At 64.7% G+C, this 12,050-nt stretch carries 8 protein-coding genes and 2 pseudogenes; 4 read left to right on the top strand and 6 right to left on the bottom strand.

Annotated features, from left to right (window positions below; all coding sequences use genetic code 11):
- Positions 1-46 precede the first annotated feature (46 nt).
- The 6 genes and pseudogenes from LOX95_RS14085 to LOX95_RS14055 form a co-directional block, all read right to left on the bottom strand.
- A pseudogene (locus LOX95_RS14085) lies at positions 47-759 on the bottom strand (IS3 family transposase); the annotation flags it as partial.
- 61 nt (positions 760-820) lie between these two features.
- The gene (locus LOX95_RS14080; RefSeq protein ID WP_242915683.1) at positions 821-970 is read right to left on the bottom strand and encodes a hypothetical protein; all 150 of its coding nucleotides are present in this window, start codon (positions 968-970) and stop codon (positions 821-823) included.
- Between the two features lie 106 nt (positions 971-1,076).
- Entirely contained in the window at positions 1,077-4,076 is a 3,000-nt protein-coding gene (locus LOX95_RS14075) for an ATP-binding protein (protein ID WP_345791460.1), read from the bottom strand.
- A 35-nt stretch (positions 4,077-4,111) separates the two neighbouring features.
- Positions 4,112-6,679 carry an HWE histidine kinase domain-containing protein gene (locus tag LOX95_RS14065; RefSeq protein ID WP_242915681.1) on the bottom strand — a complete coding sequence of 856 codons (2,568 nt, stop codon included), beginning with the start codon at positions 6,677-6,679 and terminating at the stop codon, positions 4,112-4,114.
- On the bottom strand, positions 6,679-7,218 hold the full coding sequence (locus tag LOX95_RS14060; RefSeq protein WP_242915679.1) for a biliverdin-producing heme oxygenase: 540 nt from the start codon (positions 7,216-7,218) through the stop codon (positions 6,679-6,681). Before LOX95_RS14060 ends, LOX95_RS14065 begins: the two co-directional genes overlap by 1 nt.
- Before the next feature lie 174 nt (positions 7,219-7,392).
- Positions 7,393-7,752: pseudogene (locus LOX95_RS14055) on the bottom strand (hypothetical protein); the annotation flags it as partial.
- A gap of 624 nt (positions 7,753-8,376) precedes the next feature.
- On the opposite strand from LOX95_RS14055, the gene LOX95_RS14050 reads away from it, so the two are divergent.
- From LOX95_RS14050 to LOX95_RS14035, 4 genes are read left to right on the top strand one after another with little or no spacing between them, the layout of a single operon-like run.
- Entirely contained in the window at positions 8,377-9,075 is a 699-nt protein-coding gene (locus LOX95_RS14050) for an IS6 family transposase (protein ID WP_138141668.1), read from the top strand.
- 42 nt (positions 9,076-9,117) lie between these two features.
- Positions 9,118-9,537 carry a hypothetical protein gene (locus tag LOX95_RS14045; protein ID WP_242915675.1) on the top strand — a complete coding sequence of 140 codons (420 nt, stop codon included), beginning with the start codon at positions 9,118-9,120 and terminating at the stop codon, positions 9,535-9,537.
- 56 nt (positions 9,538-9,593) lie between these two features.
- A complete protein-coding gene (locus LOX95_RS14040) occupies positions 9,594-10,847 on the top strand; it encodes a TolC family protein (RefSeq protein WP_242915673.1) in 1,254 nt (417 codons plus the stop codon).
- Entirely contained in the window at positions 10,847-12,049 is a 1,203-nt protein-coding gene (locus LOX95_RS14035) for an efflux RND transporter periplasmic adaptor subunit (RefSeq protein ID WP_242915671.1), read from the top strand. The genes LOX95_RS14040 and LOX95_RS14035 overlap by 1 nt, the downstream gene beginning before the upstream one ends.
- Position 12,050: the final 1 nt, after the last annotated feature.

Below are 12,050 nucleotides of genomic sequence, written 5' to 3'. Positions count from 1 at the left end.
TCCGCCATAGCCCTCGCCGCTACAGTGCTCTTTTGGCTATGAGTCCTGAGCCTAGGCATTCGCGGGTGCAGTTGTCGATCACCGTCAGGATGCGGAAGCGCCGCCCGTCCGTCATCTGGTCAGAGACGAAGTCCAGCGACCAACGCTGGTTGGCCAGCAGCGGCAAGTCCAACGGTCGTCGCGTGCCCATTGCTCGCTTTCGACCGCCGCGCCGGCGCACTGTCAGCCGTTCCTCGCGATAGATCCGCTGAACCCGCTTCTTGTTGACCGCATGACCCTCGCGCCGCAGCAGCACGTGCAGGCGGCGATAGCCGAACCGGCGACGCTCCTGCGCGAGGGTCCTCAGCCGGTCGCGCAGGACGTCGTCATCCGGGCGTGTCGCCTGATAGCGCACGCTCGTCCGATCGACGCCCAGAATACGGCACGCCCGCCTTTCACTCATCTCATAGGCGGCTTGCAAATGACCAGCCGCCTCGCGCCAACCGGCGGGCGTCACCACTTTTTTCCCAGCAGGTCCTTCAGAGCCACGTTGTCCAGCATCGCGTCCGCCAACATCCGCTTAAGCCGGGCGTTCTCGTCTTCAAGCGTCTTCAACCGCCGAGCCTCCGACACGTCGAGCCCGCCGAACTTGGCCTTCCATTTGTAAAAGGTCGCCGAGCTGACCCCGTGACGTCTACACACCTCCGCCGTCGTCACTCCGGCCTCCTGCTCCCGCAGGATCCCGATGATCTGCTCTTCCGTGAACCTTGATCGCTTCATTTTGTCCGTCCTTCGTTAGGGCGGACTCTAACTATTCCTGGAGGAGTTTCAGGGGGTCACGTCAGTCCAGGCCGGTGGTCTCCACATCCACATAGAGCGCCAGGCGAGCGCCCGGGATGAAGTCGGGTTTGAACGTGCGAGGCGGCAGGCGGCGGAGCATGCGGAAGTCGCCGGTCGCCTCCAGCGCGGACGCCATCTCTTCGTGGCTCAATCCTATCAGGCGATCTTGATGTTGGCTGAGTGCCCGGAGCGTTACCAAGGAGCGCCGCAGATGGCTTTAAGAGCTTTCTAGGAGCCGCCGCAATGAAGCCGGTTCGTCAGCCGCCGGTTTCCGGAAGCTGGTGTTTAGCGTCGATCATGGTCGCGACCTTCGCCGCCAGATCCGTCATGAGGAACGGCTTGGTCATCACCTCCATGCCGGGCTCCAGCAGTCCGTTGCCGACTGCGGCGTTTTCGGCATAGCCGGTGATGAAAAGAACCTTGAGATCTGGACGCCTCATGCGGGCGGCGTCCGCGACCTGGCGTCCGTTGAGCCCTCCGGGGAGACCGACATCGGTGACCAAGAGATCGATGCGCCGCTCGCTATCCAGCATGCGCAGGCCCGAAGGCCCGTCCCCCGCTTCCACGGTGGCGTATCCCTGCTCGCGCAGGACCTCGGCGACAAGAGAGCGGACAGAGGCTTCGTCGTCGATGACCAGCACGGTTTTGCCATGCCCGGATGCCGAACTCGAGCTCAAGACCACTGGTTCCGGTTCCACAGCGCCGCCGTGAAAACGCGGCAGGTACAGGCACATCGTGGTGCCCAGTCCCGGTTCGGAATAGACGCGGATCTGTCCGCCCGACTGCCTCACAAAGCCATGTATCATTGATAGGCCCAGGCCGGTGCCCTGTCCGATAGGCTTGGTGGTGAAAAAGGGTTCGAAGATCCTCTCGATGACCTCGGGGGTCATCCCCGACCCTGTGTCGGTGACGCAGATGGAGATGTATTGGCCAGATGGCAGGTCGCGCTCCCGCGCATGGTGATCGTCAAGCCACTTGTTCGCTGTTTCGATTGTCAGCCGTCCTCCGCCGGGGGCCATGGCGTCCCGGGCGTTGATGCACAGATTGAGCAGGGCGTTCTCAAGCTGGGATTGATCAATCTCCGTCAGCCAGAGGCCGCCTGCGCCGACGACCTCGACATCGATGTCGGGCCCCACTGTACGACGTATTAAATCCTCCAGGCCGCTGATCAGCCGGTTGGCGTCCGTCGGGCGCGGGGCGAGGGTCTGTCTCCGGGAAAAGGCTAGGAGACGCTGGGTGAGCGTGGCCGCCCGTTGCGCGGCCCCCTGTGCCGCTTCGACATAGCGTCCGATTTCGGTTCCGCGGCCTTGCGAAATTCGTTTGGCGATCAGTTCCAGGCTGCCCGAAATCCCAGCCAGAAGATTATTGAAGTCGTGGGCTATGCCGCCCGTCAACTGACCGACAGCCTCCATCTTCTGGCTTTGGCGCAAGGCGGCGTGAGCGGACCGAAGTTCCTCGGTCCGCTCCTCGACTCGGGCCTCGAGCGAGGCGTTGAGGTCCGCCAGCGCCCTTTCCGCCTGTTTCTTTGCAGTCAGGTCCTTGAAGAGAACGGCGATCTGGCGTCCGGCGGCCGGTCCGACCTTGAAGGCGGCGAGCTCCAGCCATCGGCCAGTGGCTTCCAGCTCCTTTTCAAAGCGGATTGACCGGCCTGTTTCAAGCACGTCCCGATAGAGCGAAACCCAGCCGTCGGCCTCGGCTGGAACCACGTCGCGAACCGTTTGGCCCACCACGGCGGCGATCCCGGCGTGTTCAGCGTAGGCGGCGTTGGCTTCGACATGGACGTAGTCGCTGAGCGGGCCATCGGGCCCGTCGATGAATTCGATGACGCAGAACCCCTCGTCCATGGTGTCGAACAGGGTCTGGTAGCGCTGCTGACTCTCGTAGCGCTCGGCTTCCGCGCGAAGACGTTCCAGGATGTTCCGGGTTCGGGCCGCCACATCCTGAAGGAAATCCAGATCGATCTGGCTCCAGGCTTGAGGACGGCCGCTCGTGACGAACAGCATAGCGACGAGCTGGTCGCGCTCCAAAAGGGGCACGGCCGCGAAGGCCTGGATGTCCGCTACGGTCAGGGCGTCGGCTTGGTCCCGTGTCAGGGCGTCCTGAACGACATCGGCGACCGTGACGGCGCGTCCTTGCGCCAAGGTCGCGAAAACCTCAGCGTGATCGCGCGGCGACCAGGCCCCGGCCGGTGTCGCGCCGGTCGCCGCGGGCGCATCCGGCCCCGGCCTGAACGCCCTGGATGGGTCGTCTAGCGAGACGTAGGAGGCCGTCAGGCTCAGAGTGTCAGCGACGATGCGGGCGGCCGCGGCCGGCATCTGCGCAGGATCGTCCAGAGCCGTGATTTCGTCATGCAGGCGGAGTAGAGCGGCTTGTCTGATTTCGACCTGCTTGCGTTCGCTGATGTCGAAGCTGACGCCGGGGAGGCGGCGCAGCCCTCCGGCGGCGTCCAGGACGCACCGACCTTCGGCGACGACCCAAACCGTTGCTCCATCCGGCTGGACAAGCCGATACTCCGCGCTGAAGGCGGAGCATGCTTCAACGGCCCGGGCAATCGCCGCCTGGACCCCGGGAAGGTCTTGGGGATGAATGGCGTTGAAGAAGACTTCGAGGGGGGCACCCTCTCTGGCGACGACGGGATCTACGCCGTAAAGCCGGGCGAAGCGTTCATCGGCGCGGACGACGTCATCGGCGATGTCCCAGTCCCACGCCCCTACGCCGCGCCCGGCCGACAGCGCGAGCTCTAGCCGTTCGTCCGCCTCAGCCTTGTGGGCGGCGAGACGAACCTGCTCGGTAATCTCGGAGACGAAAACCATGACGCCGGCGGGGTCGCCGTTTTCGTCCGGAACCGGGGCGTAGTGGAGATCGAGCCAGGCGGATTCGGGACCGGATCCCCGATCCAGCAACAGTTCCTGATGCTCGAGCGACCAGGACTGGCCGGCAAGGCCGCGGCGAATGTTGGCGTCGTTGAAGTCGGCGATTTCAGGCCAGCCCTCGCGGGCGCCCATGCCGAGGAGCTCGGGATGCCGCTTGCCGGCGAAACGCGCATATCCGTCATTGTAGAGGAGGACGCCTGACGAACCCCAGAGCAGAACCATGGGATTCGGCGCGGCGATCATCATGCCGACGATGGCGGCCAGACCTTGCGGCCAGGCGGCACGGGGGCCGAGCGGCGTCTTCGACCAGTCGTGATCGCTTATGAGCCGAGCCATTTCGCCCGGACTGTTCAGCAAGCTTTTGTCTGCGGCCGTCTGAATCACAAATCCCCCTGATCGCGATGCGATCGGCCGCCTGTTTATGTCTTTTCGCCGATGAGGCTGTCGAAGGCCCTCGCCACATTCTCCAGCGTGTAGGGCTTTTGCACGACTGGACGCCCCCTGTGCTCGATCGGCGGATTGGCCTGTTCGCCGTAGCCGGTCGCGAAGATGAAGGGAACGCCGATTTCCGCTAGCCGGTCAGCGATGGGATAGCTGTGGCGGTCGCCGAGGTTGATGTCGAGCATGGCCACCGTGGGGCGTGCCGCATCGATGAACTCGAGCGCGCCCTCCACCGTGGCGGCCGTGGTCACCGACGCTGCGCCCAGGCGATGGGCGATGTCCTCGGCGTCTAGCGCGATGATCAGGCTGTCCTCGACTAGCAGGATATCCTGGTCGGCCAGGACAGCTTCGGGAAGGTTCTGAGGGTGACCGACGGCGGGCCGCGGGTACTTGATGGTCTTGCCGATGTCTGTCGATCGCGGTTCCGACAGGTGGCGGGCCGGGATGCGGAAAACGGCGTGCAAGCCGCCCGGCTGATAGGCGATGTCGGCTGATCCGCCGAGATCATAGGGCACCGACCGGCTGATGATGGTGGAGCCGAAGCCTTGGCGCGTCGGCGGCACGACCGGGGGTCCGTCGACTTCCCGCCACTCCATGACCAGGTCACCGGCGGGGTTGCGGCTCCAGCCAATCACCACCCGCCCGTCCTGCGTGGAAAGACTTCCGTACTTGTTGGAGTTTGTGACGAGCTCGTGCAGCACCAGAGCCATAGTCGAGTAGGCGTTCGGGTTCAGGAGAACCGGTTCTCCCTGAAGGGTGATCCGCCCGCGCTCATCGACAAAGGCGGCGGCCTCTGCGTCGATCAGGGCCTGGAGCGGCGCGGGGCCCCAGTGATCGTCCGTGATCTGGTTATGGGCGCGCGCCAGGGCGTGGATGCGCCCGTCCACGACCTTGACGAAGTCGGCGATGCTGTCGCTCGTTGGTTCCGACTGGCGGATCAGTCCTCGGATTAGGCCGAGGATATTGCGCACCCTGTGATTGAGCTCAGCGATCAGCAGCTCCTGGCGCGCACTGGACTGCTGGCGCTCCGCAGAAGCTTCGTCGGCGAGACGTAGGACCACCTCGATGAGGGTCGCCCGCAGGGTTTCCGCCACCCGGATTTCGGAGGCCGTGAACGGCTGAGACCGTCCCTCGACCAGCTCTTTCCATTCTGCAAAGCTCTCGCGCGGCGTCAGACGAGGGCCGTTCGGACCGAAGCTCACCGGCTTGTGCGGGTCGCCACCCCATCGCACGGAATGGACCAGTTCCCTGCGGAACAGGACCACGTAATCCCGCGGGGAGCGAGAGATAGGAATGGCCAGGAGGCCCGCCGCGCCCGACGCGAAGGCGCTTGCATCGGGAACCAGAGACCCGATGTGATCCGTCGCAAACACGCGGCCAGCAGCCGTGCCGTTCAAGGCGCGCACTATGCGGCGGAAATCCTCGAGCGGGGGCGTCTCGCCGGAGAAGGCGTGATTGCCGCCAAGCCATACGCCGACGCCGTCGGCCGGTATGGCGTGCGTCAGGATGTCCGCGAGCCAGTCGGGATCCTTGAGCAGGGTTTCGTCCGACGCCACGGCTCCCAACAGTTGGTCGGAAATGTCACGGGCGCGACGTTCGTACTCGACGGTCTGTTTACGCTCGCGGCTCTCCAGCCTCATGGAGAACATCTGAGCGAACAATTCGCTGACCGAGCGGCGCTCGAAGGTGGGGCGTCGCGCGGAGTAGTGATGGCAAGCGAACAGACCCCAGAGTTGGCCGTCGACGATGATGGAAATCGACAGCGAGGCACCAACGCCCATGTTCTTGAGATATTCGATGTGGATCGGCGAAACCGAACGCAGGGTCGAAAGGGAAAGATCGAGAGGGCGGCCGTCCTGGTTGCGCTCCGGCACGATCGGGACGGGCAGGGCGTTGACATCCGTGATCAATCTCAGGAAATTGCGTCTGTACAGCTCCCGCGCCTGGGCGGGGATGTCGGTCGCCGGATAGCGTAGTCCCATGAACCGGCCGATGCCAGACCGCGCGGCTTCGGCCACGACCTCGCCGGATCCGTCCTCTGCGAACCGATAGACCATCACACGATCATAGCCGAGCAGGGCGCGAACCTGTCGAGCGCCTTCTCTGTAGAAGGTTGGGAAATCAGGCGCCTGGTCCAGCCGGGACATCATCGCTCGGACGGCGCCGCTAGCGTCGCCGTGTTCGCCGGACGCGGGTTCGGCTTCAATCACGATCTCTCCGGCTGAGACATGAACCGCGACGTCGAACGGGGGGCCGCCGTCCACGAGCAAGCAGCCGAACAAGCGTTCGACCGCGTCTCGCCCTCCCAGCATGGCGGCGCGGTTACGGAGGTCATGGACCGCCTTGGCCGTGAAGACTTCCTGGATCGGGGCCCCGATCACGCTCTCCGGCGAGTGATTGAGGAAATTCTGGATGTTGGCGGAGACCCGCGCCACCTGCCAGTCGGCGGTCAAGGCCAGCAAAAACCCGATCGGTTGGATGGCTCCGGGGATATGAATGGGCTCGCGATCACAGTTGGTCAGGTCGACCGAGGCGGGGGTCGTCACTATCGGTCGGCTCCAGGAAAGGCGCGTGCGGCGTTCTCGAACACGGCGAACACCGAACAGGCCCCTTCCGCTGCCGTGTCGAGGAGCTCCGGCGAACTGAGACGTTCATCGAGAACGGACGTTAATGCGCGCCAGGCGGCAGGGTTCCCGCACGAAAGGAAGGCCTTTGGCATTTCATCGGAAACCGAACTCACGAGGACGGCGGCGCCGAGGCGAGAACCTTCAAGCACATAGATCGCGCCCAGCACCTCCGCCTCTCCGCGAAACGTCGGGACCCGGGCAGGTTCTGGGACGTCGAGGCCCATCAGCCTCAGGTCGGCTCGAAGCGCATCGGCACGACGCCTTTCGCGCCAGTCGGGCAGATGAATTTCTGCGCAGGCTGCGTCTAGGGCGGCCTCAACACCTATAAAAGCGCGAGCCTGCGCCTGGAGAAAGGCACCATAGTCGACGCGGCATCCCAGATCATAGCAGGACATACAGGCGTCAAGGCGCTCATGGGCGGCGGCGGTCGCCGCCTTGAGCCTGAAGCGGGCGGTCATCGCGACGGTCGATCCGGAGAGTTTGGGCAGGACGGGTTCCTCTGCGCTTGCGCGAAGGCCACCCCATAAACGAGAAGACCCGAGCTTGAACGTCTTACTATTTATCAAGAGCTTCACCGGAACAAGGCCGATGTCGAGGGGACCTCATATGCCTGCGGATTATTTGGGGCAGCGCTATCCGGCCGAGTTGTTCCCTGTGGGCGGACCCGGTGCGGCTGCGAAAGGGAAAAGGATGGGCCGGGGCTCTGAACCCGGAGCGAGCTGTCCTGAAGCCCGCCATGGCGCTGGCTGCTTTAGCCGTTTTTCCGTCCGCATGGCGCGCGAGTGTCTCAAGGCGGCCTGGCCCTTCACGGTGGGCTCGGTCTCGACGACTTCCAGAACCACCTGTTCCGGCAGTTCCAGACCGACCGGGCGCTCTTCGTGCGACTCGATGACGACCTTCATGCCTTCCTGCAGGTAGGGGATGCGATCTTTGCCGACCCAGCCCTTTTGCAGTTCGATCTGCTCGTAGGATTCGTCGTCCATGAAGACGAGCGTTTCGCCGTTGTCGCTTCTGCGGTGCGCGCGCCCAGGCCATCACAGGAAGCAGCCGGTCAGGCGGTCATACAGCCCGGGCCCCAACATGCCGACGATGACCAAGGCTACTCGTCGCGAATATCGACAGGGCGCTGATCGGGTGACGGCTAGACATAGCCAAGGCCGCGCGGAAAGCGTCAGCGTCTCCGCGACATCTGGCTTGACGAAAACGCCATGATGTGGATGTTCCATGGCTGCCGTTGGGGCTTTAGACGTTCCCGCTTCAAAGTCCGGACCATTAGCTCAGCTGCCGAGGCCGCCGTGGTTCGGTCGAGAGGCATTTACGCGCTCCCGTTTCATTTGCGTGAATTGCGTACGATAGCAGTAAAGGGGGGGGCCAAGGTATCGCACTCGAAAGCGGTATTCCGACTCGCAGGCCAATGTCGCCTTCATGGTTAGGGATTAATGACCGCTGTTGGCGCATTGCCGTCAGGCAGGATGTAGCCAGTCGGCTGCCGCGGCGCGAACCGCACTTGTCAGATCTTCGATCAGGCGGGTGGTGATGCGTAGATGCTGCCAGAAAAGGGTGCTGACAGGCTAACGCTAAAAAGTCTCCACTTAGGTTGAAGGGTGGAGGTTTTCATGTCTGGCTTATCGTTCAAGCGTCACCGGTTTCCAGGATCGGTCATTTGTCAGGCTGTGCGTTGGTATTTTCGATTCACACTGAGCATTCGCGACGTTGAAGAATTGATGGCGGAACGCGGGGTTGAGGTCAGCCGCGAAGCTATCCGGTGTTGGGTGAATAAGTTTGGGCCAATGATTGCTGCGAACATTCGCCGAATTCGTAATCGTCCGACGGGCCGTTGGCATTTGGACGAAGCGGTTGTCAGGATCCGCGGTCGCCGAATGTATCTATGGCGTGCGGTCGATGATGAGGGCGAAGTGCTTGATGTACTGGTTCAAAAGCGACGCAACAAGCACGCGGCTTTGAAGTTGCTGCGGCGTTTGCTCCGCAACACAGGCGTTCATCCGGAAGCTATCGTGACGGATAAACTTGCGTCTTATCGCGCGGCGATGAAAGTCCTGAATCTTCAAGGGCGTCATCATCCAGGCGGGATGCGCGAGAACAATCGCGCCGAGAATTCTCACCTCGTTATTCGCCGACGAGAGCGAAAGCAGCAGAGGTTTAAATCGCAGGGTTCAGCCCAGCGATTTCTCTCCAGCCACGGCCCGATTTACAACGTCTTCAATCTTCAACCGCACCTGATTTCCCGATCTGGCCTTCGCGTGCTGCGAGGTCAGGCCGAAACCGCTTGGTCGGCAGCAACGCAAGGGGCCTGAAATCGGCAAGGGGAGGGCTGCTTTTGGCTCAATCCAGTTAACTTGTCAGCACCCACGCCGCTGCTCGGACACAGTAACGCATTGCCTGACTTCGAGAACGAAAGTATACAGCGCGCGATGACCTGGTCGATGACGACATGGGCGAAGCTGATCGTGGCGATGACTCTTGTCTTCGCCGCCTTCTTCTTCGCGCCCGCCGTCGACGCCGCCACCTGTCTGCCGGAACCGCCCGCAGCGCACGCGGTCGTCGATCATGATCAAAGCGACGGTGACCACAGTGGCAAGAGCGGCGGTCACGGAATCTGCTCGCACGGCCATTGCCATCACACCTCAACGGCGCGCGCTCCTGCCGTGGACGCCTTTGCTCCGTCGTTCGGCGAGCCTCCCCTGCAAAGCGGCCGACAGGATGACTTCCGGGCGTCCATCACGCCTGACGGCCTGAAGCGTCCTCCCAGAGTCTGACCGAAGACCTGCGCCTTCGCGCGCCTCTTCGTCCTCAGAAACTCTGGAAATGAATCATGTCTCCCACATCTCGCAGGCGGCCGCGTTACGCGGTCGGCTGCGCCCTCGCTGCGATCGCGGCGACCCTGTCCAGTCCCGTATGGGCTGACCCAGCTCCGACCTATGCCCAACTCCTCGCTCAACTCGGGAATGCGCCTGCGACCCTTGAGGCGGGCGCCAACTACGACGCAGCGGAAGCCCGTGTCCGTCAGGCGCGGGTGCGTCCCAACCCCGTCCTCGGCTTCGATGTCGAGAACGCCTATGGCTCAGGCCCCTACTCGGGTCTGAACAACGCGGACATGACCCTGGCGATCAGTCAGGATCTCGAGCTGTGGGGACGTCGCTCGACGCGTGTCGCCGCCGCTCGCGCCGAAGCCGGCGCAGTGGGCCTTCAGCGAGACCTTGCGGTCATTGACGCTGCAGGCCGCCTGGCCCTGGTCTATGCCGAGGCGGAGGCCGCGCAGAGGCGAGCCACGCTCGCGGAAGAAACGCTCACCCTGACTGTCGCGGATGCCCGCGCGGCCCTGACCCTCGTGGAGGAAGGTCGCGAACCTCTCCTCCGCGGCATTCAGGGGGAGGCCGAGGCTGCCTCGGCGCGCGCGACGCGGGATGAAGCTGTCGCGGAACGCGACGCGGCCTATGCCCGTCTCACGGCTGTCGCCATGATCCCGGTTCCGGTCACGCAGATCGAAGACAGCCTTCTCGACGAGGCGCCGACGACGATCGGATCCGTGATCGAGGATGCGCCGACGGTCCGCGTCGCCGAAGCCCAACGGTCCGCCGCCGAACGACGCATCGATGTCCAACGGGTTCAGGCCCGCCCCGACATCAACGCCAGTATCGGCATCCGCCGCTTCGAGGCGGAAGATGCGACGGCGCTGACTTTCGGCGTCAGCATGCCGCTGCCCTTGTTCGACCGGAACCGGGGAAACATCGAAGCGGCGGAAGCCGAGTTTCGCGCTGCCGACGCCCGGCTGATGAGTGCGCGGCAGGAAGCCCAGGCGGACCGCGCTGCCGCGGTCGCTCGACTTTCGGCCTCGGTCAGCCGCGTCAACGCTGCTGACGGCGGCGTCACCGCCGCAGAGGAAGCCTATCGCCTGTCCCGCATCGGCTTTGAGTCCGGCCGCATTTCCCAGGTCGAACTGCGGGTGACCCGCACCGCCCTCGTCAACGCCCGGTCCGCAGCAGTCGACGCGCGTCTCGCGCGCGTCCGAGCCGAGATCGATCTCGCGCGCCTTGATGGCCGCGCCCCCTTCGAAGGAGCCCAGTGATGCGCAAGCGCACATCGAACAAGACCCTGCTGATCGGCGGCGTCGCCGCCCTGGTCGTTCTCGGAGGCGGCGGCCTCTGGTTGGCCACCCGGTCCTCCGAACCCGCCGCGCCGGCTGCCGCCGAAGGCGAAGCCGGCCATGCCGAGGAAGAGGGGGGACACGCCGAGGGGGAGGCCGCCGGGGCCGAGACCGAAGGTCGGATTGAACTCACCGCAGCGGAGATCCAGGCAGCTGGCATCACGGTCGTCGGCGTCGGCGGCGGAGGTGGAGGGGAGACCCGGCTCGCCGGTCGCGTAGAGCCGATGGTCGATTCTCGCGCTGCCGTGGGCGCTGCCGTCGGAGGTCGCGTCGAGCGGGTTCTCGTCGCTCCGGGTCAGTCGGTCCGCGCAGGCCAGCCGCTTGTGAGCCTTGTCAGTGGCGAGGCGGCGACCTTCCGCGCGGACGCCGACGCGGCCGGGGCATCCGCTGAAGCGGCGCGCCAGGCTTATGAGCGAAATCGCAGTCTGGCGGATCAGGGCATCGTCGCGCGGCAGGAGGTCGAGGCGTCACGCGCCCAGTTCCTGAGCGCCGAGGCGGCGACCCGCGCCGCCCGTGCCCGCTCGGCGGCCGCTGGCTCTCCGAACGCTTCGGGCAGGCTCAGCGTGACCAGTCCGATCTCGGGCGTGGTCAGCAGCGTCCAGGTTGGTCCGGGCGGGTTCGTCGCCCAGGGCGGCGTGGTGGCGGAAGTCAGCAATCCTGCTCGTGTCGAGATGGTCTTCAACGCACCGCCTGCCCTTGCGGCCAATGTGCGTGCCGGTTCGCCGATGCGCGTGACCGGGCCGAACGGCGAGTTCGACGCCGTCGTCACCGGCGTCGCCGCCGACGCCGGTCTCAGCGAAAGCGGCGCGACCGTGATCCGGGCCCGACCCTCTGGCGCGTCTCTGCCGCCAGCCGGTTCGGCCGTCACCGGCGCCATCGTGACCGGCGAGGCGACTGGCGGGATGACCGTGCCCACCGAGGCGGTCCAGACCGTCGATGGAAACACCGTGGTCTTCGTGCAGGTCGAGGGCGGCTTCCAGGCCGTTCAAGTGCTTGCTGGCCGCCAGGCCGCGGGCCGCACCGAGATCCTGCGCGGCCTCACCGGATCTGAACGCGTGGCGTCCGCCAACGCCTTCCTGCTCAAGGCCGAAATGGCCAAGGGCGAAGCCGAGCACGGGCACTAGG

This window comes from Brevundimonas pishanensis (assembly GCF_022750635.1).
GTDB lineage: Bacteria > Pseudomonadota > Alphaproteobacteria > Caulobacterales > Caulobacteraceae > Brevundimonas > Brevundimonas pishanensis.
This window is presented reverse-complemented; position numbering and strand designations above follow the sequence as displayed.

Bases quoted from the DNA above. Each gene is read 5' to 3' on its own strand.
- LOX95_RS14060 (WP_242915679.1), bottom strand. From the start codon at position 7,218: ATGACCGCCCGCTTCAGGCTCAAGGCGGCGACCGCCGCCGCCCATGAG.
- LOX95_RS14050 (WP_138141668.1), top strand. From the start codon at position 8,377: ATGTCTGGCTTATCGTTCAAGCGTCACCGGTTTCCAGGATCGGTCATT.
- LOX95_RS14040 (WP_242915673.1), top strand. From the start codon at position 9,594: ATGTCTCCCACATCTCGCAGGCGGCCGCGTTACGCGGTCGGCTGCGCC.
- LOX95_RS14035 (WP_242915671.1), top strand. From the start codon at position 10,847: ATGCGCAAGCGCACATCGAACAAGACCCTGCTGATCGGCGGCGTCGCC.